A 26,011-nucleotide genomic window follows, 5' to 3' on the forward strand; every position below is an offset into this window, starting at 1 on the left:
CACGAGGCAAGCTGCATCAGCCTTGTGGTAAGGCGCATGGATTCGGTGGCGTAAAGGAAGCCCACCTCGCGCGGCAGCACGCGGCTTTCGATGCGGCCCTGGTCGTCGAGATAGGCGGCAACGCTTTCGATCAGCGCCATGCCTTCGCGATAAAGCGCGTCGAACCCGCCCGAGGCGACGATGCGCGGTCCGATCGAGATCGCTTCTCTGGTTTCGCCTCGATCCATCCCGCCCGGTCCTCCGCTTCGCGCCATGCTAGGGGCAACGCGCGACGGCGTCACTTGAAACGCCCAGCTATTCTCAAAATCTGGTTTAAGCGTGGCGCCGCAAGCCCTGGCACAAAAAGAAAAAGAGCCGCATGGAATGCAGCTCTCGAAGTTAACAGGGAGGCGTCAAACAGAGGGAAAACCACTCTGAAAAATTCAGAACAATCTGAATAATGAGAAGCTAACACCCAAAGCTTAATTGAGGCTTAACAGGAGTCGATTTCTTAACCTAGACGGAATGCCGCATCGGCGGCTTTGCGGGAACTGCCCTTGGCATCGATGGCGCTTCGCAAGCGCACGATCTCTGCTTCCAAAAGGCCAATGCGGGCTTCGAGCTCCTCGATCGAGAGCGTATCGAGCGCCATGCCGATTTCATGGATCTTGGGTGGCTTGGGTCGATCGTCGTCGAACATGGCATTCTCCTTGTGCGGGAGAGTGTAGCGCAGAGCGCTTGCGGGACAAGACGGCTTGCGCCAGCATGCGGGAATGACCCTGCCCCAAGACATGCTCGCCATCATCATCGCCGCGCCCGGTGGTCCCGAAGTCCTGACCGCGCAGCGCGTGCCGCTGCCGCAGATTGCAGCCACCGATGTGCTGATCCGCGTCGCGGCGGCGGGCGTCAACGGCCCCGACCTCGCGCAGCGGCGCGGCCATTACGATCCGCCGCCGGGTGCCTCTCCCCTGCCCGGCCTGGAAGTCGCTGGTGAGATCGTTGCTGTCGGCGAGAAGGTCAGCGGCTTTGCGCCTGGCGATCGCGTCATGGCGCTCACCAATGGCGGCGGCTATGCCGAATATGCCGCCGTGCCGTACGGCCAGGTCCTGCCGGTGCCCGACGGCTGGAGCCTTGAGCAAGCCGCAGCGCTGCCCGAAACCTGGTTCACGGTCACGCAGACGCTGGTCATGCGATCGGGCCTCCGATCAGGCATGACCGTCCTCGTCCATGGCGCTGCCGGCGGCATCGGCGGCGCAGCCATCCAGATCAGCGGGATTCTCGGTGCCAAAGCCATCGGCATCGTCTCGGACGAAGAAAAGGCCAATTACTGCGCCGAACTTGGCGCCGTCGCGGTCATCGACCGCACCCGCGAAAACATCGCCGAGCGCGTCATGGCGCTGACAGATGGGCGCGGCGCCGATCGCATCGTCGACCTCGTTGGCGGACCCATGCTCGCGGTCAATGTCGCGGCTGCTGCGCGTGGAGGCCATATCGTTCAGATCTCGACGCTTGAGGGCGCCACCGCAACCATGCCGCTCCGCCAGATGATGGCCCGGGAACTGACCCTCTCAGGCTCGACACTTCGACCGCAAACCGCCGAGACCAAGGCTGCCATCGCCGCGCGTATCCGTTCCGACCTCCTTCCCGCCCTCTCCTCGCCCGGCTTTGCCAGACCCGAAATCACCACCTTCCCAATGGAGCGCGCGAGCGCCGCGCATGCCGCCATGGAAACGCGCCGCCATCGCGGCAAGCTGGTGCTGGTGACCGCGTTCGGAAGCGGTGAACAGCTGAGTTAATGATTGCGGATTGGCGGCATTTTCCTTATATTGACCGCCAGTTCCCCCTCAGCATTAGACCAAGAGGCGGAGCGGCCCGGAGGAAAACCGGCCGCGCCTCCAGGAGAAATTTAGCTTATGTCCCAGACCCTTCTGATGCCCAAGGCAACCGCCGTCTGGCTGGTGGACAATACTGCGCTCTCGTTCGAGCAGATCGCTGCCTTCTGCACGCTGCACCCGCTCGAAGTCCAGGGCATTGCCGATGGCGACGTCGCCGCCGGCATCATGGGCGTCAACCCGATCCAGAACGGTCAGCTGACCCGCGAAGAGATCGAAAAGGCGGAAGCCGATCCGAACTATCGCATGAAGGTGTCCGACCCCAAGGTTCGCGTCGCCGCGCCCAAGCGCAAGGGCCCGCGCTACACCCCGATTTCGCGCCGCAACGAGCGCCCCAATGCCATCAAGTGGCTGGTACGCAACCATCCAGAGCTCAAGGACGCGCAGATCATGCGCCTCGTCGGCACCACCAAGTCGACCATCGATTCGGTGCGCGAGAACACGCACTGGAACTCGGCCAACCTCACGGCCATGGACCCGGTGACCCTGGGTCTCTGCAGCCAGATCGACCTCGACCTCGAGGTTAAGCGCGCCTCAAGGACGCTCCGGCCCAGGCCGAACTCAACGAAGGCACGACGCTGATGACCGCCGAGGAAGCCCTCGAACGCGCCGCCAGCCGCGCCCATGCCGATAACGGCAATTTCGGTGGCGGCGAAGAAGGCAGCCAGCGCGCACAGAATGCCGCCGACGAGCTCGACGCAGACTCCGTCTTCGCCAAGCTCAAGTCGCTCAAGGGCAATTCCGACGACGAATAAGAATGATCCCCGCTTCGGCGGGGATTTTTTTGTTTTGCGCCCCCTACTCCCCTAGACCTCATGGTGAGCTTGTCGAACCACGAGGTCGCAGCCACCGGTGCCCGACCTCGTCCTTCGACAAGCTCAGGATGAGGTCTTCGGGCCGTTTGTGATCCACCCCATGATCGACCCCCTCTTCGTCACCGTCGCCGTGCTCGCGGTCCTTGTCGTCGGACTTTCGAAAGCCGGCCTGCTCGGTGGGCTCGGTGTCGTCGGCGTGCCGCTCCTGACCCTAGTCATGGCACCGCGCGATGCCGCGGGCATGATGCTGCCGGTGCTGCTGTGCATGGATGCGGTGGCGATCTGGATGTATCGGCGCGAATGCGACTGGAACATTATCCGCATCATGCTGCCCGGCGCCGCCGTGGGCACGATCCTGGGCTGGGTGCTCTGGGCCGTGGTCAGTGACGCCGCGGTGCTGTTGATGGTCGGTGTCGTGACGCTCTTGTTCTGCATCGACGCCGTGTTTCCACTGCGCCAGAAGCTCGAAGGCCTGCCGCCATCAAAGCCGTGGGGCACGTTCTGGGGCGGTGTCGCCGGCTTTACCAGCTTCATCTCCCACACGGGCGGCCCGCCGTTCCAGATCTACGTCCTGCCGCGTCGCCTTGCTCCCGCCGTCTATGCCGGCACCACGGCGTTCTTTTTGCCATCGTCAACACGTCCAAGCTCATCCCCTATTACTTCCTCGGCCAGCTCAATGCGCAGAACCTGCTGCTTTCGGCTGCCCTCGCGCCCGTTGGCGTGCTCGGCGTTTTTGTCGGCGTCTACCTGGTGCGGCGGATCGATGCGCGGCTCTTTTATCGAATTGCCTATTGGCTGGTGTTCCTGCTGGCGCTGCAGCTGATTTGGGAAGGCACGAGCCGCCTGATCCAAGGCTAACCGGCTTCACACACCGACTCGGGCTGGCTAAGGTCCGCCGCAAATGATTTCCGGAGACGCGAATATGTCCGCAGCCGCAGCGCAAAAGGGCCACAACCAATTCGGCAACCTGCCGGTCTGGGACCTCACCGATCTTTATCCGGCCAAGGACAGCGCCGAGTTCAAGGCCGCACTGGACCAAGCCAAAAGCCTCGCGACCCAGTTCGAGGCCAAATACAAGGGCAAGCTTGCCGACCTCACCGCATCGGGCAAGCTGGTCGAAGCCATCAAGGACAGCGAAATCCTCGGCGACCTCACCGGCCGCATCGGCTCTTTCTCGTTTCTCCAATATGCGCAGAAGTCGACCGATCCGGACCGCGCCAAGTTCATGGGCGACACAAACGAGGCGCTGACCTCGCTATCCACCAAGGTCCTCTTCTTCGAACTCGAACTCAACCGCATCGGCGATGCCGAGCTCGATGCCGCCATTGCCGCCGATCCGGAACTGGCACGCTACAAGACCTGGTTTGCTGAGCTGCGCAAGGCGAAGCCCTACCAGCTCGATGACAAGCTCGAAGAGCTGTTCCACGACAAATCGGTCACCGCTTATTCGGCTTGGAACCGGCTCTTTGATGAAACGCTGTCGAGCCTCGAATTCGAGGTCAATGGCGAGACGCTGAACCTCGAATCGACGCTGCACCTGCTGTCGGAGCGCGACGAGACGCAACGCCAGGCGGCGTTCGAGGCGCTGGCAAAAACCTTTAAAGCCAATGTGCGGCTCTTCACCCACATCACCAATGTGCTCGCCAAGGACAAGGAAATCTCCGACCGCTGGCGTGGCTACGAAGACATTGCCGATAGCCGCCACATGGCCAACTCAGTGGAACGCCAAGTCGTCGATGCGCTGCAAAAAGCGGTCGAAGAAGCCTATCCGCGGCTCTCGCATCGCTACTACAAGATGAAAGCCAAGTGGTTCGGCAAGGACAAGCTCAATGCCTGGGACCGCAATGCGCCGCTGCCGACCAGCGACGAGCGCATCTGGGACTGGGACACCGCTGTCACCACCGTGCTCGACGCCTATGGCCGCTTCTCGCCCGAATTGGCCGACGTCGCACGGCCCTTCTTCAATTCCGGCTGGATCGACGCGCCGACCGGCAATGGCAAGCTTTCGGGCGCCTTTGCGCATCCGACCGTGCCCAGCGCCCATCCCTACCTGATGCTGAACTATCTCGGTCGCACCAGGGACATCATGACTCTGGCGCACGAACTCGGCCATGGCGTCCACCAGCGCCTCGCCGCCGCGCAAGGCCCCATCCTCGCCAATACGCCGCTGACCCTGGCCGAAACGGCCTCGGTCTTCGGCGAGATGCTGACCTTCCGCTCGCTCCTCGACAACACCACCGACCCCAAGCAGCGCTTTGCGCTTTTGTCCTCCAAGGTCGAGGACATGCTCAACACCGTGGTGCGGCAAATCGCCTTCTACACCTTCGAGCGCCGCGTCCACACCGCCCGCCGCCAAGGCGAGTTGCGGGCAGAGGAGATCAACCAGATCTGGCTCGATGTGCAGCGGGAATCGCTGGGCGAAGGCGTCGCCTCAAACGACGGCTATGAAGTCTTCTGGACTTATATCCCGCACTTCATCCACTCGCCCTTCTATGTCTACGCCTATGCCTTTGGCGATTGCCTTGTGAACTCGCTTTATGCTCAGTATGAAAAAGCCAGTGATGGCTTTGCGGAGCGCTATTTCGAGCTCCTGAAGGCTGGGGGAAGCAAGCATCATTCCGAGCTTTTGGCGCCCTTTGGGCTGGACGCCAAGGATCCCCAATTCTGGTCGCTCGGCCTTTCCATGATCGAGCGTCTGATCGACGAGCTGGAAGCGACGTCTCCCTGAGGGACGTACCACTTTCGGCTTACCACCTTTTGACGACTATGCCTCCGAGGACCTGATGGCTACTCAGCACCCAACCGATCCCCACCCCGCTCCGGTACAGGAATCCTACATGGATTACGCCCAGCACGAAAAAACCTATTCCGGCTTCGTGACGGGCGTGAAGTGGACCGTCTACGGCCTCGCCGCCTTCATGGTGGTGCTTTACTTTATTATCCAGCCCTGAGCGCAACCTAAGTCTCGGGCCGATTGCAACGTGCCTGTCCGTTGACAGGCGGGTAGGAGAGTTTTCATGAAGATCGCCGTTTTGCGCGAGCGGGCGGAGGGTGAAAGCCGCGTTGCCGCTACCCCCGAGACTGTCGGCAAGTTTATCGGCCTCGGCGCTACGGTCAGTGTCGAACAGGGCGCCGGCCTCGGCTCCCGCATCGGCGATGACCAATTCACCGCCGCTGGCGCAACAATCGCTGCAAGCGGCGCCGATGCTGTTCGCGGCGCCGATATCGTGCTCTGCGTCCGCCGGCCAGCGGCGTTTGCACTAGCGGGCGTCAATCCCGGGGCACTGGTGATCGGCGCGCTCGATCCCTATGGCAACGAGGCCGAGGTTGCGGCGCTCGCCCAGACCGGCGTCACCGCCATGGTGATGGAATTCATGCCGCGCATCACCCGCGCCCAGGTCATGGATATTCTGTCCTCGCAGGCCAATCTGGCCGGCTATCAGGCAGTGATCGAAGCGGCCGCCGTTTTCGAACGCGCCATGCCGATGATGATGACCGCCGCGGGCACCGTCCGCCCGGCCAAGGCCTTCGTCATGGGTGCGGGCGTTGCCGGCCTTCAGGCCATCGCCACCGCCAAGCGTCTCGGCGCCGTGGTTTCGGCAACCGACGTGCGCCCTGCCGCCAAGGAACAAGTCGAGTCGCTGGGCGGCAAGTTCATCGCCGTTGAAGACGACGAATTCAAGCAGGCCGAGACCGCGGGCGGCTATGCCAAGCAGATGAGCGCCGAGTACCAGGCCAAGCAGGCCGAACTCACCGCATCCCATATTGCCAAGCAAGATATCGTCATCACCACCGCACTGATCCCGGGCCGCCCACACCGCGCCTGATCACCCGCGAAATGGTCGAGTCCATGGCGCCTGGTTCGGTGATCGTCGACCTCGCGGCCGAACGTGGCGGCAATGTCGAGCTGACCCAGCCCGGCCAGGTCGTCGACCATAATGGCGTAATCATCGTCGGTTACACCAATGTGCAGGGGCGCATCCCGACCACTGCCAGCCAGCTCTATGCCCGCAATCTCCTCGCCTTCATCACCACCCTGATCGACGCGAAGGAGAAAAAGCTCGCCGTCAACTGGGACGACGAGCTGGTCAAGGCGACCGTGCTGACCCGCGATGGCGCCGTTGTGCATCCCAACTTCCAGCAAGCCGCCCCGGCGCCTGTCGTGACCCCGGTCGCAGCGCCTGTGGCGGCTGCAGTTGCGACCGAGCCGGTAGCCCTCCGCCCCGCGGCGCGACGGGCATCGGCCAAGAAGCCGGAAGTGGCGGCCATGGCCGATACGCCCAAAAAGGCTGAGCCCGGCGTCGAGCAGTCCGTTCCAGATGGGGCGGAACCGGCGCCCGCCATGCGCAAGCGCGCCGCGACCAAAAAAGCTGCGGCGGTGATCGACACTGCCGCTGCCGTCAGCCCGACCATCGTCAAGAAGCCGGCCGCCAGAAAACCTGCCGTAAAGAAGCCTGTCGCTCCGGAGGAGGGCAACTAAGATGGAAACAACTGCAAACACCACGGCGGATCTCGCCACGGCCATCGCCCATGGGGCGATCGGCGGCGCCATCGACCCATTCACCTTCCGTCTTGCCATTTTCGTCCTGGCAATCTTCGTCGGCTATTTCGTGGTCTGGGGCGTGACCCCTGCCCTCCACACGCCGCTGATGAGCGTCACCAACGCCATTTCCTCGGTCATCGTCGTCGGTGCGCTCCTTGCCGTTGGTGTCCATTCGGTCAATGACGCCGGCTGGGCTTCCAAGCTCTTCGGCTTCATCGCGCTGGTCTTTGCTTCGGTGAACATCTTCGGCGGGTTCCTCGTGACCCAGCGCATGCTCGCCATGTACAAGAAGAAGGGTTGATCACGATGATCGACGCAAACATCGCCGCCCTTCTCTACCTGATCTCGGGCGTTCTCTTTATCCTCGCCCTGCGCGGCCTCTCGAGCCCCCGCACCGCCAGCCGCGGCAACACCTTCGGCATGGTCGGCATGGGCATCGCCATCGTTACCACTCTCCTCGTCGCCTCGCCCAGCGATTGGCTGAGCTGGCTGCTGATCATTGCCGGCCTCGGTCTTGGTGGTGCGATCGGCGCCTACATGGCGCGCACGGTCAAGATGACTGACATGCCGCAGCTGGTTGCCGCCTTCCACTCGCTGGTTGGTCTGGCTGCCGTATTCGTGGCCGCAGCCGCTCTTTATGCGCCTGAAGCCTTCGGCATCGGCGTGCCTGGCGCCATCCACGCCCAGGCACTGGTCGAAATGTCGATCGGCGTTGCCATCGGCGCCTTTACTTTTACCGGTTCGGTCATCGCCTTCGCCAAGCTCAACGGCAATATGAGCGGCAAGCCGATCATCCTGCCCTTCCGCCACTACATCCATATCGCGCTTGGCGTCGCCATCATCGCACTGGTCTGGGCCTTTACCCTCTCTGCCGATCCCTGGCTGTTCTGGGCCATCACGATCCTCGCCCTGATCCTGGGCGGGCTGATGATCATCCCGATCGGCGGCGCCGACATGCCGGTGGTCGTTTCGATGCTCAACTCCTATTCCGGTTGGGCCGCGGCAGGCATTGGCTTTACCCTCGGCAACACTGCGCTGATCATCACCGGCGCGCTGGTCGGCTCCTCGGGCGCCATCCTCTCTTACATCATGTGCAAGGCGATGAACCGCTCGTTCATCTCGGTGATCCTGGGTGGCTTTGGCGGCGACACGTCGTCTGCTGCCGGTGGCGTCGAAGACGACCGCCCGGTCAAACAGGGCGCTGCGGACGACGCCGCGTTCCTGATGAAAAATGCCGGCAAGGTCATCATCGTGCCTGGCTACGGCATGCGTCGCCCAGGCCCAGCACGCTTTGCGTGAAATGGCCGATCTGCTCAAGGCTGCCGGTGTCGAAGTCAAATACGCCATTCATCCCGTGGCCGGCCGCATGCCGGGGCACATGAACGTGCTCCTTGCCGAGGCCAACGTGCCCTATGACGAAGTGTTCGAGCTCGAGGACATCAATTCCGAATTCGCCCAGTCGGACGTGGCTTTCGTCATTGGCGCCAATGACGTCACCAACCCTTCCGCAAAGACCGACAAGAGCTCGCCCATTTATGGCATGCCGGTCCTCAACGTTGAGGATGCCGGTACGGTGCTCTTCATCAAGCGCGGCATGGCGGCAGGCTATGCCGGCGTCCAGAACGAGCTCTTCTATCGCGACAACACCATGATGCTGTTCGGCGACGCCAAGAAGATGACCGAAGACATTGTCAAGGCACTGGGCCACTAGCCGTCCCGAAAGGCAAATCGCCCCTGTGGGGCGATTTAAGGCTAGTCGGCCATGAGAGCTATGCTCGAATGGCGGGCATCCTTTCAGACCTAAAATGCAAAAGGCCCGCTTGCGCGGGCCTTTTTGTTCCCAAAGCCTGGTCCCGGCCGGGGGCAGGGCCGGGACCACTTTGGAGGGCGCAGCATTTGGCTGCGGTCGGACAACTATAAACCTGTCAAGTGGTTTCATCACGAAAACTTGCTGCTAGTAATGCGGGGGTGGTTTCTCGCTCGCTGGGTCGGCAATGTAGCTGCCTGACCGCACCTGTTCTTCTAGCGTCGCCAGCTTTTTGGTGAGAAGATCGATAATCTTCCACTGCTCGGTGATCGACTGGTTGAGCTCCTCAATTGTTTGATCTTGATAGGCAATTCGCGTTTCGAGAGCTTCGATCCGCTCATCTTCTGCTCCTGCCATCGGTCAAAATCTCCTAACGAATTCTTACCATCCGAATAGGTGGGGACGTCGCTTGCAGCAAGAGCGATGTTGACGGCGCCACGTTGACGCTTGCGGAACCCGATCTTGTTTCGGGCAGTTGCTTTAGCGTCTAGAAGAACGGGAGCCGCTCAAATGGCCACCACTGCAACGATTAACACAGTCCAGTCCGGCCAGCCCGCCCACGCCCATCCGTACCGCGATGCGCTGTCCTTCCTGGTGGCCGCCGGCCTGCCGCTGGGCCTCTTCGGCCTGGTCAATCTCGGCGCCGAAGCCATGAACGTGTTGCCGCTCTTCTTTGCCCCCTTCGGCATTCCGGGCTGGATTGGTGCCGTCGCTCATCTCGCACAGCTGTCGATGCTCGGTGTCGCTTTTTGGGCCGTGATGCGCTCTACTCATGATCGCGCACCGCTGGTTTGGCTTACTGCCATTATCGCTGCCTATATTCTCCTGCCCTACATCACGCCGCCGCTCGACAGCCTGCAGCTCAGCATTCTCTGCTCCGCTCTGTTCTTAGTCACTTTGGCTGGCATGGTGCGTATCGGCAAGGTCTCGACGCCTGCGGCCCTGCTGATGTCGCCAACTCTGGCAATCGTCGGCTTCAGCGCAACGATGGGCCTTGCCCTGGCCGTCGCCTACTCCCCGCCATTTGCCCTGATGCAGGCTCAGCAGCCCGCTCCTGCCCCGGCAGCTTAAGGCACAGTTACCGCCAAGTGCCCTCTTGTTTCCTCCCGTCCAGAGTTCCATCTGGGCGGGAGTTTCGTTTTTCGGGAAGTGCGCAGATGACCAAGCAACTCAAGATCGATGTGTTCACCGATGCCGTCTGCCCCTGGTGCGTTGTCGGTTCTGCGCGGCTTGATCAGGCCTTGGCCGCTCTGCCCGACGACGTCGACGTGATCGTCGAAAACCACCCCTTCTATCTCGACCCTAATGTTCCGCCGGAAGGCGTCGACGTGGGCCAGATGCTCACGGAAAAGTACGGCAAAGAGCCGCGCGAGATGTGGGAGCGCGTTGAAGGCGAGGCGCGCAAGGCCGGGATCGAGCTCGACCTCAGCCAGCAGCCGCGCATGTTCAACACGGCCAAGGCGCACACCATCACGCGCCTCTCCAAAGCCAATGGCAACCAGCACGAATTGGCAAATGCCATTGCCGACGCCTATTTTCTCGAGCACCGGCAGATCAACGACGACAATGTCCTCGCCGATATCGCCGTCGAGTTCGGCTGGGATCGTGGCGATGCGCTGGACGCCATCAACGACGAGAACGAACTCTCGATCACCGCAGAACTTGCCACCAGTGCCGCGCAGCAAGGCATCCGCGGCGTTCCCTTCTTCGTCTTCGGCGAAAAATATGCGCTTTCCGGCGCCCAGCCGGACGAAGTCTTCAAGCAGGCCTTGGACAAGACCATTTCCGAACTCTGATCGACTAGGCTAGAAGCGGGGCGAGTTCGCTTAAGGAAGCTCCCGTGAATCTGTTGCGCCGTGGTCTTGTTGCTCTGGTCCTGCTGCTCGTCGTCGCCTATGCCGGCATCGTCGGCTATATGTTCGTCAACCAGCGGGCGCTCCAATACGACGCGACCGGCGACGTCACCGCCCTGACCTCCACTTTGCTCAGCGGTGCCGAACAGGTCACGATCGACACTGGCGACAGCGTGGTCAACGGCTGGTATCAGGCGCCCCGCGCGGGCATGCCGCTGATCGTCTACTACAAGGGCAACTCGCAAAGTTTCTCCGCCGAGCACGAGCGCTTCGAGCAGTTCGTCGCCGATGGCTATGGCTTCCTCGCCTTCGATTACCGCGGCTTCCCAGCTTCCCCGGAGACATTTCCGAAGCCAACGTTCTTCAAGACGCTCTCGCGGCCTTCGACTTTGCCGCAACAAAGAACGCTCCGCTCCTGATCTGGGGCCGTTCGCTTGGCTCGGGTCCGGCAACCTATGTCGCGAGCCAACGCGATGCAAAAGCGCTGCTGCTCGAAACGCCGTTCTTGTCCGCGGTAACCGTCGCCGGCGAGCGCTATCCATTGTTGCCGGTGACGCTGGTCATGCAGGATCAATATCGCAATGACGAGTGGATCGCCGACGTCACGGAGCCGGTGCTGGTCGCGCATGGCACGGGCGACACGACGATCGACGTCTCCAATGGCGAGCGCCTTTATGCCCTGGCCTCCAACAAGGACGAGATTTGGATCGTCCCCGGCGCCGGCCACTCCGATCTTTGGGATGCAGGGATCTGGGATCATGCCAAGCCTTTCTTCGAGCGAGCGCTAGCCCAGTGACGACCCTACGCCCGGTGGGCATGTCCGCCCGCCGCACCGCCATCATCGGCGGCTTGATGGTCGCGACGGGGCCACTAAGCCTGACGCTCTATGCACCTGCCTTGCCGACGCTGGTCGAGGATCTGGGCACCACCGATGCTGGCGGCAAGCTGACGCTCAGCGTTTACTTCGCAGCCTTTGCCCTGGCCCAACTCATCTGCGGTCCGCTCTCGGATCGCTATGGCCGGCGGGGCGTCGGCCTTGTCTTCTTTGCCGTCTATGTCCTGGGCTGCCTTCTCTGCACCATCGCCCCGACGCTTGAATGGCTCTTTGTCGCGCTTCATCCAGGGCTTTGGCGTGTCGGCCGGCGTCGCCCTTTCTCGCGCCATGGTGCGCGATCAGTTCACCGGCAGCGAAGCGATCCGCATCCTGACGCTGATCAACCTGATCCTGACCGTGACGCCGGCCGTCGCACCGACCCTGGGCAGCATCGTGCTGCTGTTCGGCACCTGGCATCAGCTTTTCATCGTCATGGCGGGCTTTGGCCTCGCTATCCTCGCGCTCCTTGGTCTCGGCGCCCGCGAAACGCTGCCGATAACATCACGCCAGCCGTTCAACCCGGCAGTGATCGCCCGCAACTACCGCAGGCTGCTGGCTTCCCGGATTTCATCTTTCCATCTCTTCTCCTGGGCCTGACCTTTTCCGGCTTCCACGGTTTTACCGCGCTCCTGCCCTTCATCCTGATCGACGATCTGGGACTGACGCCCTTTCAGTTCGCCATGGCGCTGCTGGTGCAAACCGCGTCCTTCATCTCCGGCAACCTGGTGGTGAGCTACCTTTCGACCCGCATCAGCGGCGCACGCTTGGTCGAGATCGCGCTTGTCCTGCTCGCCATTAGCGGCCTCGGCTTTGCCGTACTGCCGCAGCTTTTTCCCGGCTCGGTGCTGGCCATCATGGCGCCGGTCGGCATCTGGATGCTGGCGCTTGCCTTCATTAGTCCGTCCACCACCGCCGCTGCCATGTCCGGCTTCGGCGCCATTGCCGGCGCAGCCGGGGCAATGACCGGCTTCTTCCAGGTGGGCGGAGGCTTTGTTGGATCGCTGACGGCGGGGACGCTGTTTCCAGATGCACGGACGGCACTGGTGGTGCAATTGCCGTCGATTGCGATTTTAGCAATCGGCGTGGCGCTGATCGATCGACGCCGCCGGCGCTGAGCGACAGCCCGAACGCTACTCCCGGGCCTCGGCACCTCCCTCCCCTCAAGGGGGAGGGTAGCAGAGCTTAGCCGCAAGGCTAGTCCAGCTGGGTGGGGTGGAGCCACCAACCTCGAAAACAAAAACGCCGCTCCGAAGGACGGCGTTTTCAAACTCTGTGCGACCGATCTTACGAACGGGCGGCCGGTGCGCCGGGACGTGCTGCCGGTGCTGCGGCGATACCGCCTTCGCGCTGGGCGCGCTTGCGAGCCAGCTTGCGGGCGCGGCGAACGGCCTCGGCCTTCTGGCGAGCCTTCTTCTCAGAGGGCTTTTCGTAATAGTTGCGCAGCTTCATTTCGCGGAAGACGCCTTCACGCTGCAGCTTCTTCTTCAGTGCGCGCAGCGCCTGGTCAACATTGTTATCGCGAACGACTACTTGCAAAGGTCAACCGCCCTTTCAAAGCTAGGCAATATGTTTGGATGGATGCGAGAAGGCCAAAGGACCACCCCGCCGACCAGCTGAACCGGTCACCGTGGCGCGTCCTATAGCGCAACAAAGGGGGCCTGTCCACACTTGGCGGCATGAAAAGTGCCGCTATATTGCCGCTTCCAGCCGACGACCGATGCGGAGATCAGCATGCAGCCACTCGTTCTTCTGCCCGGCCTGCGCTGCGATGCTCATCTCTGGCACGCCGTCGCGGCCGGCCTGGCCGACCTTGCAGCGCCGACCGTTCCCGATCTGACGCTCGACGACACCATTGCTGGCATGGCCGAACGCGTTCTGGTCTCGGCGCCAGATCGCTTCGCGCTTGCTGGCCTGTCGATGGGCGGCTATGTGGCGCTCGAGATCATGCGCCAGGCGCCATGGCGCGTCACGCATCTGGCCCTGATGGACACCTCCGCCCGCCCTGACACGGAAGAGCGCAAAACCGCTCGCCGCGCAGAAATGGCGCTCGTGGCCCAAGGCAAGGCGTCACTGGTGTCTCGCACCTCGCTGCCGAACATACTGGCCGCACGCCATGTCGACGGGCCGGTCGGCAATGCGGTGCACGACATGGCCATGCGCCTCGGCGACGCCGCTTATTTCCGGCAGCAGGAAGCCATCATGGGCCGCGCCGACTCGCGTCCCCTTCTCGCCAGCATTAGGGTTCCAACGCTGGTGGGCGTTGGTGCGGAAGATCGTTTGACGCCACCGGAGCTTGCCGAAGAAATGGCGGCAGCCATTCCAGACGCGGAACTGGTTGTATTTCCGGAGGCCGGTCATGTCTCCACCTTGGAGAACCCGATGGCAGTCATAATTGCCATGAGAGCGTGGTTAGCGAAGTGACATCCTAGACCTCATGGTGAGCCCGTCGAACCACGAGGTCGCAGCCACCGCGTGCCCGACCTCGTCCTTCGACAAGCTCAGGATGAGGTCTTCTGGACCGGCATATTAGCCCCGTACGATGCGGTTGATATGCCCCATCTTCCGCCCTGGCCGCGCTTCGGCCTTGCCGTAAAGATGCGGCTGCGTATCGCCATCGAGCCCGCCAGGCACCATCTCGACCTCATCGCCGATCAGGTTCTGCATCACCACATCCGCCATGCGCCGCGGATCGCCCAGCGGCCACCCAGCCACCGCGCGGATATGCTGCTCGAATTGATCGGTGAGGCACACCGCTTCCGTCCAGTGCCCGGAATTGTGGACGCGTGGCGCGATCTCGTTGACCATCAGTGTGGGGCGATCGCCGGGAATGACGAAGAACTCGACGCCGAGCACGCCGACATAGTCGAGCGCCACGACAATGACCTTGGCCAGCATTGCTGCATGCTTTTCGACGCCCGCCGGCACATCGGCAGGAACGGTCGAGGTGTGAAGAATGTGGTGACGATGCACATTTTCTGCGGCATCGAAGGCGCGCACAGTTCCGTCGAGCCCGCGTGCCACGACCACCGAAATTTCCTTCTCGAAAGGCACAAAGGCTTCGAGCACCAATGGATGCGGCGCCAATTCCGCGAAAGCCGCTTCCGCATCGCCCGGTTCGCGCAACACGCGCTGCCCCTTGCCGTCATATCCAAGCCGGGTTGTCTTGAGCACTGCCGGCAAACCAAGCTCAGCGATCGCCGCCCGCAACTCGTCGATTGAATGCACGGCACGATAGGGCGCCACGGGAATATTTTTGGAGGCGAGAAAGCTTTTTCTGCCAGCCGATCCTGCGAAATCGCCAGGGCATTGGCGCCCGGACGCAGCGGCTTCAACCCAGCCAGAACTTCCGCCGTTGCTGCCGGCACGTTTTCGAACTCATAGGTGACCACGTCGACCTGCGCTGCAAAGGCGCGGAGCGCTTCGTGATCGTCATAGGCGGCCACAGTCTTGAGCGGCGTGACGTCGAAGGCCGGACTTTGCGGATCCGGGCAATATATATGCGACTTCAATCCAAGCTTTGCCGCCGCCAGCGCCAGCATGCGCCCGAGCTGGCCACCACCCAGGATACCGATGGTGGAGCCGGGCGGAAGGGGAACGAAGTCGGTCAAGGCGCTACTCGGTATCGGAGGGAAACTGCGGCACGGATGCGGTTTGTCGCGCGCGATAAAGCTCCAGCCGCTCGTCGAGCTCGTCGTTGCTTAGCGCCAAAACGGACGCCGCGAGCAGTGCCGCATTGATGGCGCCCGGCTCGCCAATCGCCAGGGTGCCGACGGGAACACCGCCCGGCATCTGGACGATGGAATAAAGACTGTCCATGCCGTTCAGCGCCTTGGAACGCACTGGCACGCCGAAGACCGGTAGCGTCGTCATGGCCGCGATCATGCCCGGCAGATGCGCTGCGCCCCCTGCCCCGGCAATTATCACCTTGACGCCTTCGGCCTTGGCATTGGTCGCAAAATCCACCATGCGCTCGGGCGTGCGATGCGCCGAAACAATGCGCGCCTCGTATTCGACTTCAAGATTTTCGAGGGTTTCAGCGGCCAGCCGCATGGTGGGCCAATCCGATTGGCTGCCCATGACGATGGCGACCTTTGGCTTGAGCATGGCTTTGTCCCCCGTGCCGCTCCGCAAAGTCCGCCATTAGCCCAAGTTTTGGGATCAGGCAATGATGTCGGGCAGGAGGATGTTTTCCAGCTGCACGATGCGGTCCTTGAGCGTCAGCTTCCGCTTCTTCAATCGCTGGATCAGCATGCGGTCGGCGAACTGCGATTGCGTGAGCGTAATTATGGCAGCATCGAGGTCGGCATGCTCCTGCCGCTTGGTCGCCAGCTCCAGTCCGAACTGGGCTTCTTGTTCCTTGCTCAGCAACAACATGGAAAAAACCGGTGCTCCACGGGCCTCTCTCGCATCTCTGGTTACTCGATCGTTGCCGATTTTGCATCACCTTTCCAAAGTGAGCCTTAGCGGTCGACAAAGTACGAAAGTTTTGTGACGATACCCCCGTCCATGACGCTTTAAGGAGTTACTATGACGACTGAAGGCCACATCGCAGCGCTTACCCGGCGCCACCAGGAACTGGATCGGCAAATCCTCTCGCAACTGCAGGATCGTCAATCCGACCACCTGGCGGTCTCCGCTCTCAAGCGCAAGAAACTCGAAGTGAAGGACGAACTCTATAAGCTCCAGGGTGCCCAGCAGTAAGCGGCTCCAATACTGAAACGCTCTGGAGGGTCACGGCTTAACCGCCGCGGCCCTTTTTCTTTGCCCTGCGAAATTTTCAGCATTAACGCCCTCTTAAACCCCACCCGGCATCGTCTTCCCAAAACGGCACATCAAGATTCGTGTGCCGCCGGACTTTTCGATTGGGGTATCGATGACGCGTGTTTTGGTGGTGGACGATGATCCGGTGCAATTGCGGCTGACCGCCGAGGTCGCCAACCGGGCCGGGTTCAAGCCGATCACTGCGACCGGCGGCGAGCAGGCTCTCTCCATTCTGCGCGAGGACCGCCAGGTCGGCGCCATGATCCTCGATCTCGTCATGCCCGATCTCGATGGCATGGGCGTGCTCGAAGCCATGCGCAAGGAAGGCCTCACCACGCCGGTGATCATCCAGACGGCGAATGCCTCGCTGGAAACCGTTATCTCCGCCATGCGCCAGGGCGCGGCCGACTATTTCGTCAAGCCCGTGGCGCCCGAGAGGCTGATCGTCTCGCTGCGCAATGCCATGAAGCTGGATGCGCTCGAAACCGCCATCCGCGCTGAACATGCACGCAAGTCCGGCACCTTTTCGCGTTCCGACCTGATCGCCGCGGCGCCCGCCATGGCCCGCGTGCTGACGCTTTGCAGCAAGGCCGCCAAGTCTGCCATTCCCGTGCTGATCGAAGGCGAAACCGGCGTCGGCAAGGAACTCGTCGCCCGCATCATCCAGGGCACCGGCGATCGCGCCGGCAAGCCCTTCGTTGCCGTCAATTGCGGCGCCATACCGCCTAGCCTCGTTGAATCCGTGCTCTTCGGCCACAAGAAGGGTGCCTTTACCGGTGCCCATGCCGATCAGGCCGGCAAGTTCGCCGAGGCACATGGCGGCACATTGTTTCTCGACGAAGTGGGCGAACTGCCGCTTGAAACCCAGGTCAAGCTCCTCCGCGCCCTCCAGGAAGGCGAAATCGAGCCGGTCGGCTCGACCAAACCCGAAAAGGTCAATGTCAGGGTGATCTCGGCGACCAATCGACGGCTGCTCAATCTCGCCAAGTCCGGCGAGTTCCGCGAGGACCTGTTCTACCGCCTCAATGTCTTCCCCATCTACGTGCCGCCGCTGCGCGAGCGTATGGATGACCTCGCCGATCTGGTCGCACACTTCATTGCCCGTTTCTCCGCCGAAGCCGGCAAGCGCGTTCTTGGCATCACCCCGGCCGCGACCGAGCTGCTGAAAAATTATGACTGGCCCGGCAATATTCGCCAGCTCGAAAACGCCGTCTATCGCGCCATCGTCCTGACCGATGGCGCTTTCCTCGAAACCCAGGACTTCCCGCAGATTGTTGCCCATGCCGCCGGCCGCGAGGAAGCGCTGCGCACCGTTCAACTGGCCAGCGTGCCCAACGCACCGATCCACATTGACGCCGCCCCCGCCCGGCTGCGACCGGACCTCCCCGCCCCCAAGCAGCGCGACCGTTTCCTCGACGATGGCGGCGAGCTTCATGCTCTTGCCGATATCGAGCGCGCAGCGATCGAATTTGCATTGCTCATCACGCCGGCCGCATGTCGCGCGTCGCCCGAGCCCTGGGCATCGGGCGCTCGACTCTCTACCGCAAGCTGCACGAATATGGCCTTGCCGAGGGGCTCATCAGCGACGCCGCTTGAGGATAACGATCACTTAAATCGTGACTGAAAAGGCGAGCCGTTAACCACGTTTGTTACCCCGACGTTAAATTTTTGGGTCGATTTTGCGGCTAATAATTAACCGCGAGGCCCCTTATTATGAACCGTCTTGGCATTGCGCTTTTCGCATCTGTCGCCCTCTCCACCTCTGCCTTTGCGGCGGATCTTTGGACCAATACCAGCGCGGCTTCGTCGCCGGTCTTCGCCGGCTCCTCGGTCTCCAACTGGGGCGGCTTTTATGCCGGCGTCAGCGGCGGCTATAGCTGGGGCACGACGACCGTAGACCCCGCCGTGGGCGCAGGCACGTCCAGCAACAATTCCCAGGGTTGGACGCTGGGCGGCACCGCCGGCTACAACATGGATATGGGCGGCTTTGTCCTCGGCGCCGAAGCCGACCTCAACTGGGCCGATATCGGCTATAGCCAGGACAATCCGGGCGGCGGCACCTTTACCGCCAAGACCGACTTCTACGGCACCGTTCGCGGCCGCGCCGGTATCCCGATCGGCCAGGTCATGCCTTTCGCAACGCTCGGTGTCGCCTATGGCCGCGGCTCCGCCCAGGTCGACAATGCCGGCGTCACCACCTCGCAGAGCGCCAACCACCTCGGCTGGACGGCCGGTCTTGGTCTCGAGGCGCAGGCGACGTCCAACCTTTCGCTCAAGGCCGAGTACCTTTACGTTGATCTCGGCAGCCAAGCCTATAACGGCCTTCCTGGCCTCGGCAATCGCGATGTGACCCAGCGTTTCAGCGTCATCCGCGCTGGCGTGAACTACAAGTTCTAGTCTTTTGAGCCCTGGCATCCGGCTTCGGCCGGGTGCCCGTTGCGCCTCTGCCACAAACCCGTTTCACGAAGTTGCGAGTGATTGCTCGCGTTAAGCTTTGCGGTTTATGAATTTTTGAGCGGCACGCTCTTTGACCGGAGTCGGCCAGGCTGCCGCAGCGTCAAGGAGCATCCATGCATAAGCTTTTGGTCGGTGTTGTCGCCCTTCTGGCCTCGACGAGCCTTGCGCACCCAACCTTCGCCCAGCAAGCCGTGGCGGCACTGGAAGCCAGCCGCGTCGTCATCGCTCCGGCGCAAAGCGATCTTGGCCGCACCATCAAGGCCGGCCTCTCTGCCGCCTATTACGGCGCTCGCCCCGATACGGCCGCGCATGAAGAAGCCCAGCGCCTCTACTTCCTTTATGGCGAACGTCACTTCGAGCCCATCTGGCTGAGCCAGGATGCCGCCGGCAAGGTCACCTTTTCGGACGCCGCCGACAAGCTCATCGCGGTCTTCGAAAATGCCGAAGCCGAAGGTCTCCGCCCGTCCGACTACCTGACGCCCGAACTCGACATGTCGCGCCTCAAGGGCGACTCCGTCGCCCTCGCGACGCTGGAAACGGCATTCACCTCGGCCACCATGCGTTATGCACACCACATCCATAACGGCCGCATTCGCCCGCAGTCGGTCAACGAACTGCTCGATATCCAGCCCAAGCCGATCAACGAAGCAGCGATCCTCGAGCGCCTGGTCTCGGGCGAAGACCCGGTCGCGATCTTCAACGAGTTGCAGCCGCATCACCCCGAATTTTTGGCGCTGCGCAAGGCGCTGGCCAACTTCGAAGCCGACACCACCAAGCGGCCGACCCAGATCGGCAACGGTCCCGTCTTGCGCCCCGGCGGCGCCGATACCCGCGTTCCCGCCATTCGCGAACGGCTCAAGGTCACAGCCTCGACCTCGAGCTTTTACGATGAACTGACCGTCGACGCCGTCAAAATGTTCCAGGAAGGCCAGGGCCTCGAAGTCGATGGCATCATCGGGCCGGCGACCGTTGCAGCGCTCAACGGTGGCGCCGCCACCCGTCGCGAAGACATCATTGCCAATATGGAACGCTGGCGCTGGATGCCGAGCGACCTCGGCGACTTCAACGTCTTCGTCAACATTCCTGAATTCAAGCTGACCATCCAGCGCCATGGCAAGCCGGAATACACGACCCGCGTTGTGGTCGGCACCACCAAGAACCAGACGCCGATCTTCTCGGACAACATCCGGCACGTGGTCGTGAACCCCTACTGGAACGTCCCGTCCTCGATCGTCAAAGGCGAGATCGCCCCCGCCGTGCTGCGCAATCCGGGCTATACCGACGCCAAGAACATGGACCTCCTCTACCAGGGCAATGTCGTCAGCCCCTGGCAGGTGGATTGGTCGCAGGTTTCGACCAGCTATTTCCCGTTCAAGGTCCGCCAGCGCCCCGGCGCCGACAATGCCCTCGGCCAGATCAAGTTCTTGTTTCCCAACAAGCACGACGTTTACCTTCACGACACGCCGTCCAAGTCGCTGTTCGGGCGATCTTCGCGCGCGTTCAGCCATGGCTGTGTCCGCGTCGAAAACCCGATGGAGTTTGCCGGCGCGCTGATGGCCAACGAGCCCAACATCTCGCGCGCCTCGCTCGAGGGCATGTTCGGCCCGTCCGAACGCTGGGTAAATCCACAAACCCAGATCCCCGTGCACCTGGCCTACTTCACCCTGCGCGCCGAAGCCGATGGTACCCTCCGCTCCTACGGCGATGTCTACGGCCACAACGAAGCCCTGATCGCCGCCATGGGTCTTGCACCTACGGCCGCACCTGCGATCATCGCCGCGGTCGAAACCGCACCGGAAGAGCTGTCCCCCTAAGCCGTTCTGTTGAGACCTCATGGTGAGCCTGTCGAACCACGAGGTCGGGCACACGACTCGTGCCACGACCTCGTCCGTCGACAGGCTCAGGATGAGGTCTGGTGCGGCACGCAGTGGCCGAACCCTTAACTTCCCCTTTACAATTTCGCCTTGGTTGTGCCCGGATTTGCCCTTAATAACGAGGCTGTGAGCAGGGGAGGTGCCGGTTCACATCTGGTTAGCGTTAAGAAATTCGTTTCGGTTTAGCGCTAACGTCCACCATATCTGACACTAACCGGGCAGAGTTTGGCGTGACGGTATCGAATGTGTTCAAGGGATGGGCTTTAGTGCGGCTTATGGTTGCTGCGCTGCTGACCCTGTCTGCAGTGCTTGTTTCGGCGCCGGCCCAGGCGGCCAGCGAGCGCGCGCTTTACCTTTATTATACCCACACCAAGGAAACGGCCCGCATCGTTTTCAAGCGCAACGGGCAATATGTGCAGTCCGGGCTCAACGAGCTCAACTATTTCCTGCGCGATTGGCGCCGCAACGAACCGACGCAGATGGATCCGCGCCTGTTCGACCTCGTCTGGGAAGTCTACCAGGAAGTTGGCGGCACCGAGCCGGTCAACATCGTTTCCGCCTACCGCTCCCCGCCACCAACGAAATGCTGCGCGAAACCTCGTCTGGCGTTGCGGAAAACAGCCAGCACACCAAGGGCCACGCCATGGATTTCTTTATTCCAGGCGTTTCGCTTTCAAAGCTGCGCGCTGCGGCCATGCGCAAGCAGGTCGGCGGCGTGGGCTACTATCCTACGTCCGGTAGCCCATTCGTTCACCTCGACACCGGCTCGGTTCGTGCCTGGCCGCGCATGACCCGCGCACAGCTTAAGGAAATTTTTCCTGACGGTCGCACCATGCATTTGCCGACCGATGGCAAGCCGCTGTCTCAGGAAGGCTACCAGGTCGCCATGAACGAGTGGAAGCGCTGCCACGCCTTCCCCTGCGGCGACTCGAGCTCAGGCACTCAGGTTGCCGGTGGCGGTCGCACCCTGGTCGACATGATCTTCGGCGGTGGCAACAATTCCGCCCCTGCCCAGGCTGCTGCTGCACCGCAGCCGACTGTCCAGACCGCTGCCATTGCAGCACCCCAGCAATCGCGCCGCATCGATCCGGTTTGGCCGACCATGCGCCCCGCCAATCTCGGTGGCGCGACTGTCGCTGACATGGCAGTGGCGGCTGCTGGTGCCGAAGCCATGCCGTTCTCCAGCGTCGGCAGCGCACCGCTCGACGCCGCGGAAGTCACCGCGGTCGCCGTCGCCATGCCTGTAAGCATGCCCGAGGACCTGCGCGCCACCACCGCCCGCACCCTGCCCTCCGGCGACGCTGTAACTGCGCTTGCCGCCTTAACCGCGCCCACCATGCCGACGCCGCGCGTGATCATGACCGCGCCGCCCGAAACGCTCTCCGCCTATGTGCCGACCAATGCACCGGATGCCGGCGCACAGCGCGCGCTCGAAATGCTGCTGCAGGAAAACACCCCGGCAGTAGCGGCAGCTTCGCCGACACTGCCGACCGAGCTGCCGGCGCTCGATGCCGCCAATGGCTTTGCCGCTGCTGCCCTGGGCGGACAGCCCGCTCGCCCGGTCAACGGCCTCTTCGAGCAAACTTTCGGCGCCACGCAGGCCAAAGGCGCCGATCCGCTGGCGGTAGCCCTTGCGGCCCATGTCGCAACCCGCGATGCGACCAACGCTGGCATCCGTCAACGTGAACTCGTCGCCCCCGATCTCGATCACGTCGCCGAAGTCTTCATGACGCCGGCCGCGCTGGAGTCCAACCATTTTGCGGTGATCTTCGATCATGACGAGGCCGACTTCGACCCAACCCCGGAAATGGGTAGTCACACCCTGGTCAAGGGCGTGGGCGACATGCCGGCCTTGAGTGCCGACCGCTTCACTGCCGCCTCGCCGTCGATCAACTAGCACCGCAAAATCAGCTTTGCCGTGCAATAGCCTGAAACAGGCGCTTCAAACGCATTGAGCCGCTGCCGGCGGCTCTCGGCATTGCAAAGGGCCATCGTGGCGCCTACACAAGGTCGATTGCTTGATTTAGCGAGGACCTTTTGGCCGACCTGCCCCACACGCCGCTGCTTGATACCGTTCAGACGCCTGGCGACCTGCGGGCCCTGCCACGCGAACAGCTGCGTCAACTGGCCGACGAAGTCCGCGCCGAACTGATCGATAGCGTGTCGGTCACCGGCGGTCATCTGGGCGCCGGCCTCGGCGTCGTCGAATTGACCGTTGCGCTCCACGCCGTGTTTGACACCCCGCACGATCGCATCATCTGGGACGTTGGCCATCAGGCCTACCCCACAAGATCCTTACCGGCCGCCGCTCGCGCATGCGCACGCTGCGCCAAAAGGATGGTCTCTCTGGCTTCACTCGTCGGGCCGAGAGCGAATACGACCCCTTCGGCGCCGGACATTCCTCGACCTCCATTTCTGCCGGCCTTGGCATGGCAGTCGCCAGCCAGCAACTGGATACCCCGCGCAACGTCATCGCCGTGATCGGCGACGGTGCGATGTCGGCCGGCATGGCCTACGAGGCGATGAACAATGCCGGCGCCATGGATGCGCGACTGATCGTCATCCTCAACGACAACGACATGTCGATTGCCCCGCCCACCGGTGCCCTGCGCTCCTACCTTGCGCGTCTCGTGTCCGGTCCGGTCTATCGCGGTACGCGCGAGGCGGCTAAGGCGGTTGTTTCCAAACTCCCGCCCTTCCTCCATGAACCGGCGCGCAAGACCGAAGAGTTCGCCCGCTCCTTCTTCACTGGCGGCACGCTGTTCGAGGAACTGGGTTTCTACTACGTCGGCCCCATCGACGGCCACAATCTCGATGACCTGCTGACCATTCTCGAAAACGTCCGCGACGCCGATGCCGGCCCGATCCTGATCCATGCCGTCACCAAGAAGGGCAAGGGCTATGGCCCCGCCGAAAACTCGGCCGACAAATATCACGGCGTGTCCAAGTTCAACGTCATCACGGGCGCCCAGGCCAAGGCCCCATCCAACGCGCCGTCCTACACCAACGTTTTTGCCGAAACGCTGATCCAGGAAGCCGAGGCCGACCCGCGCATCGTCGCCGTTACCGCGGCCATGCCGTCCGGCACCGGCCTCGACAAGTTCGCCGAGCTCTACCCCAACCGCATTTTCGACGTCGGCATTGCCGAGCAGCACGCCGTGACCTTTGCCGCGGGCATGGCCAGCGAAGGCATGCGCCCCTTCTGCGCCATCTACTCGACCTTCCTGCAGCGCGCCTATGACCAGGTCGTGCACGACGTGGCCATCCAAGGCCTGCCGGTACGCTTTGCCATCGATCGCGCCGGCTATGTCGGTGCCGATGGACCCACCCACGCGGGCAATTACGACAATGCATATCTCGGTGCAGTACCAGGCCTCGTGCAAATGGCCGCTGCCGATGAAGCCGAACTGCGCCACATGGTGGCAACTGCCGCCGCCTATGACAACGGCCCGATCAGCTTCCGTTATCCACGCGGCGACGGCATGGGCGTCGACATGCCCGCACGCGGCGAAGTCCTCGCCATCGGCAAGGGCCGCATCGTGCGCCAGGGCGCGACCATTGCGCTTCTCTCTTACGGCACGCGCCTCGGCGAGGTCCTCGCTGCCGCCGACAAGCTGGCAGCGCTTGGCCTAAACCCCACAGTGGCGGATGCCCGCTTTCTCAAGCCGCTCGATGAAGAACTGATCGCCAGGCTGGCGGAAAGCCATGACGTCATGATCTCGACCGAAGAAGGCGGCATCGGCGGCTTCGGCAGCCATGTGGCGACCTTCCTCGCCAGCAATGGCCTCCTCGACGGCAAGCTGCGCTTCCGTCCTCTGATGATCCCGGACGTCTTCACCGAGCATTCGACGCAAGCCGACATGTATGCCGCCGCCGGCCTTGATCGCAGCGGCATCGTTGCCACCGCACTCACCGCCCTCGGATACGACGAGGCCGCCATGAAGGCGGCCTTGGCAAAAGCGTAACGATGAAAGCGCGCTTTACTTCCAGGTAAAGGCGCGCGTCACGGCATAGTTGAATACCGAGCTCATCACCGCCCCCGCAAGGCCGGCGATAAAGGTCTGGTGATCCCACTGGTAGATCGCGTTGGCGACCGAAATGTTGGCGACGCCGCCCAGAGCACAGATCGCGAAAAAGCTGATCAAGCCCTTGACCATCTTCATGCCGCGCAGCTTGCGATCGGCATAGGTCAGGTTGTTGTTGAGCACGAAGTTCCAGGTCATGGCCGTGAGGGTGGCCGCGATCTGCGACACGACAAAACCCTGCGCGAACACCGCGGTGAAGAGCCAAAGCGTCGCCAGATGCACGACGACGCCCGTGCCGCCGACGAGGCCGAACAGCAGGAAGCTCGGCGGCAGCGCACCACCGGTCATCTTCGAAACCCAAAGCCCTAGATACTGGATGACGATCAGCGGGTTCATCTTGCTTTCGCCGGCATGACGCTGGCGGAAGGTGTAAGGCACTTCCTCGATCTTGAGCGGCTTGCCCATGCGCGCCGAAGTCACGATCAGATCGATCAGGATCTTGAAGCCATCGCTGGCAAGCTTCGGCGCCGCTTCGAGCGCCGCATCCCGGCGGATCAGGAAAAAGCCCGACATCGGATCGCTCACTGCCTGCCCTGCGATCATGCCGGCCAGCCGATTAGCAAAATTGCTGCCCGAAAGGCGAGTGGCGCTCAGCCCATTGCCAGCCGAGCCACCTTCGACGAAACGCGATCCGACCACGAGATCGGCGCCATGCTGCGCCCGTGCCAGCATTTCGGGAAGAATGGACTCGTCGTGCTGGTGGTCGGCATCGATCACCGCCACATAGGGTGCCGATGTCACTGCCATGCCTTCGACGCAGGCTGAAGCCAGCCCGCGGCGGCCGAAGCGATGAAGGCAGCGGATATTGGCATAGACGCGGCTCAGCTCATTGACCACATCGGCCGTGCCGTCCGGGCTATCGTCGTCGACGACGATCATTTCCCAAGGCGTACCGCCCAGCGCCAGAGCCACCTTTTCGTACAGGAGCTCGATATTGTCCCGCTCGTTGTAAGAAGGAACGATGACAGCAAGCTGTGGGGGATGGAAACTTACCTGCGACTGGACAAGGGCTTCAGGCGTTTGACCGATCGTCATGGGATGTGACTCTGTTGAGGGCTGATCCACCCAAGC

General features: G+C 62.4%; 20 protein-coding genes and 9 pseudogenes. 21 read left to right on the top strand and 8 right to left on the bottom strand.

The window, feature by feature from the left end; all coding sequences use genetic code 11:
- Positions 1-227, bottom strand: a 227-nt coding sequence (locus G5575_RS18260) for a DUF1465 family protein (RefSeq protein WP_164535580.1), incomplete at its 3' end; no start/stop codon positions are given.
- Positions 228-490: 263 nt separating this feature from the next.
- Positions 491-679, bottom strand: a complete 189-nt coding sequence (locus G5575_RS18265) for a DUF1192 domain-containing protein (RefSeq protein WP_164535581.1) — start codon at positions 677-679, stop codon at positions 491-493.
- Positions 680-752: 73 nt separating this feature from the next.
- Here G5575_RS18265 and G5575_RS18270 point away from each other — a divergent pair, with 73 nt between their 5' ends.
- From G5575_RS18270 to G5575_RS18310, 8 genes and pseudogenes are all read left to right on the top strand, one after another.
- Complete coding sequence (locus tag G5575_RS18270) at positions 753-1,775, top strand: NAD(P)H-quinone oxidoreductase (protein ID WP_164535582.1); 1,023 nt, start codon at positions 753-755, stop codon at positions 1,773-1,775.
- Positions 1,776-1,892: 117 nt separating this feature from the next.
- A pseudogene (locus tag G5575_RS18275) lies at positions 1,893-2,626 on the top strand (DUF1013 domain-containing protein).
- Positions 2,627-2,786: 160 nt separating this feature from the next.
- A pseudogene (locus G5575_RS18285) lies at positions 2,787-3,544 on the top strand (sulfite exporter TauE/SafE family protein).
- Between the two features lie 43 nt (positions 3,545-3,587).
- A complete protein-coding gene (locus G5575_RS18290; protein WP_164535584.1) occupies positions 3,588-5,414 on the top strand; it encodes a M3 family oligoendopeptidase in 1,827 nt (608 codons plus the stop codon).
- Positions 5,415-5,469: 55 nt separating this feature from the next.
- Positions 5,470-5,637, top strand: coding sequence for an aa3-type cytochrome c oxidase subunit IV (locus G5575_RS18295; RefSeq protein ID WP_164535585.1), 168 nt, complete (start codon positions 5,470-5,472; stop codon positions 5,635-5,637).
- A 66-nt stretch (positions 5,638-5,703) separates the two neighbouring features.
- A pseudogene (locus G5575_RS18300) lies at positions 5,704-6,941 on the top strand (Re/Si-specific NAD(P)(+) transhydrogenase subunit alpha); the annotation flags it as partial.
- Positions 6,942-7,167: 226 nt separating this feature from the next.
- Positions 7,168-7,530 (top strand): proton-translocating transhydrogenase family protein, encoded by a 363-nt coding sequence (locus G5575_RS18305; RefSeq protein ID WP_164535586.1) that lies wholly within the window; start codon positions 7,168-7,170, stop codon positions 7,528-7,530.
- An 8-nt stretch (positions 7,531-7,538) separates the two neighbouring features.
- Positions 7,539-8,940: pseudogene (locus G5575_RS18310) on the top strand (NAD(P)(+) transhydrogenase (Re/Si-specific) subunit beta).
- A gap of 243 nt (positions 8,941-9,183) precedes the next feature.
- Here G5575_RS18310 and G5575_RS18315 read toward each other — a convergent pair.
- Positions 9,184-9,393 (bottom strand): SlyX family protein, encoded by a 210-nt coding sequence (locus G5575_RS18315; RefSeq protein WP_164535587.1) that lies wholly within the window; start codon positions 9,391-9,393, stop codon positions 9,184-9,186.
- 153 nt (positions 9,394-9,546) lie between these two features.
- Here G5575_RS18315 and G5575_RS18320 point away from each other — a divergent pair, with 153 nt between their 5' ends.
- The 6 genes and pseudogenes from G5575_RS18320 to G5575_RS21330 all read left to right on the top strand — a co-directional run bounded on the left by G5575_RS18320 (position 9,547) and on the right by G5575_RS21330 (position 12,878).
- Complete coding sequence (locus tag G5575_RS18320) at positions 9,547-10,107, top strand: hypothetical protein (protein WP_164535588.1); 561 nt, start codon at positions 9,547-9,549, stop codon at positions 10,105-10,107.
- 86 nt (positions 10,108-10,193) lie between these two features.
- Complete coding sequence (locus G5575_RS18325; RefSeq protein ID WP_164535589.1) at positions 10,194-10,832, top strand: DsbA family oxidoreductase; 639 nt, start codon at positions 10,194-10,196, stop codon at positions 10,830-10,832.
- A 44-nt stretch (positions 10,833-10,876) separates the two neighbouring features.
- Positions 10,877-11,308: an alpha/beta hydrolase family protein gene (locus G5575_RS18330; protein WP_164535590.1), complete on the top strand. Its 432-nt coding sequence runs from the start codon at positions 10,877-10,879 to the stop codon at positions 11,306-11,308.
- Between the two features lie 86 nt (positions 11,309-11,394).
- Positions 11,395-11,685, top strand: coding sequence for an alpha/beta hydrolase family protein (locus G5575_RS18335; RefSeq protein ID WP_164535591.1), 291 nt, complete (start codon positions 11,395-11,397; stop codon positions 11,683-11,685).
- Between the two features lie 56 nt (positions 11,686-11,741).
- Positions 11,742-12,360, top strand: a pseudogene (locus tag G5575_RS21325) (MFS transporter).
- Entirely contained in the window at positions 12,357-12,878 is a 522-nt protein-coding gene (locus tag G5575_RS21330) for an MFS transporter (RefSeq protein WP_328766649.1), read from the top strand. The pseudogene G5575_RS21325 and the gene G5575_RS21330 overlap by 4 nt, the downstream one beginning before the upstream one ends.
- A 169-nt stretch (positions 12,879-13,047) precedes the next feature.
- On the opposite strand, the gene rpsU is transcribed toward G5575_RS21330, so the two are convergent.
- Positions 13,048-13,299 (bottom strand): 30S ribosomal protein S21, encoded by a 252-nt coding sequence (gene rpsU / locus G5575_RS18345; protein ID WP_164535593.1) that lies wholly within the window; start codon positions 13,297-13,299, stop codon positions 13,048-13,050.
- Between the two features lie 195 nt (positions 13,300-13,494).
- Here rpsU and G5575_RS18350 point away from each other — a divergent pair, with 195 nt between their 5' ends.
- The gene (locus tag G5575_RS18350; RefSeq protein WP_164535594.1) at positions 13,495-14,184 is read left to right on the top strand and encodes an alpha/beta fold hydrolase; all 690 of its coding nucleotides are present in this window, start codon (positions 13,495-13,497) and stop codon (positions 14,182-14,184) included.
- A 105-nt stretch (positions 14,185-14,289) separates the two neighbouring features.
- Here G5575_RS18350 and G5575_RS18355 read toward each other — a convergent pair.
- The 3 genes and pseudogenes from G5575_RS18355 to G5575_RS18365 form a co-directional block, all read right to left on the bottom strand.
- Positions 14,290-15,302, bottom strand: a pseudogene (locus G5575_RS18355) (5-(carboxyamino)imidazole ribonucleotide synthase).
- Positions 15,303-15,375: 73 nt separating this feature from the next.
- Positions 15,376-15,867, bottom strand: a complete 492-nt coding sequence (purE, locus tag G5575_RS18360) for a 5-(carboxyamino)imidazole ribonucleotide mutase (protein WP_164535595.1) — start codon at positions 15,865-15,867, stop codon at positions 15,376-15,378.
- A 54-nt stretch (positions 15,868-15,921) separates the two neighbouring features.
- Positions 15,922-16,137, bottom strand: coding sequence for a YdcH family protein (locus tag G5575_RS18365; protein WP_164535596.1), 216 nt, complete (start codon positions 16,135-16,137; stop codon positions 15,922-15,924).
- A gap of 153 nt (positions 16,138-16,290) precedes the next feature.
- Here G5575_RS18365 and G5575_RS18370 point away from each other — a divergent pair, with 153 nt between their 5' ends.
- From G5575_RS18370 to dxs, 6 genes and pseudogenes are all read left to right on the top strand, one after another.
- Positions 16,291-16,464, top strand: a complete 174-nt coding sequence (locus tag G5575_RS18370; RefSeq protein WP_164535597.1) for a YdcH family protein — start codon at positions 16,291-16,293, stop codon at positions 16,462-16,464.
- 172 nt (positions 16,465-16,636) lie between these two features.
- Positions 16,637-18,120, top strand: a pseudogene (locus tag G5575_RS18375) (sigma-54-dependent transcriptional regulator).
- Positions 18,121-18,237: 117 nt separating this feature from the next.
- Positions 18,238-18,921, top strand: a complete 684-nt coding sequence (locus tag G5575_RS18380; protein WP_164535598.1) for an outer membrane protein — start codon at positions 18,238-18,240, stop codon at positions 18,919-18,921.
- 173 nt (positions 18,922-19,094) lie between these two features.
- Positions 19,095-20,795 (top strand): L,D-transpeptidase family protein, encoded by a 1,701-nt coding sequence (locus G5575_RS18385; RefSeq protein WP_164535599.1) that lies wholly within the window; start codon positions 19,095-19,097, stop codon positions 20,793-20,795.
- Positions 20,796-21,130: 335 nt separating this feature from the next.
- Positions 21,131-22,752 (top strand): annotated as a pseudogene (locus G5575_RS22445) (DUF882 domain-containing protein).
- Positions 22,753-22,892: 140 nt separating this feature from the next.
- Positions 22,893-24,820: pseudogene (dxs, locus tag G5575_RS18395) on the top strand (1-deoxy-D-xylulose-5-phosphate synthase).
- A 15-nt stretch (positions 24,821-24,835) separates the two neighbouring features.
- Here dxs and G5575_RS18400 read toward each other — a convergent pair.
- Positions 24,836-25,975, bottom strand: a complete 1,140-nt coding sequence (locus G5575_RS18400; protein ID WP_164535600.1) for a glycosyltransferase family 2 protein — start codon at positions 25,973-25,975, stop codon at positions 24,836-24,838.
- Between the last annotated feature and the right edge of the window lie 36 nt (positions 25,976-26,011).

Origin of the sequence: Devosia aurantiaca (assembly GCF_011058215.1) — a bacterium.
Taxonomy (GTDB): domain Bacteria; phylum Pseudomonadota; class Alphaproteobacteria; order Rhizobiales; family Devosiaceae; genus Devosia; species Devosia aurantiaca.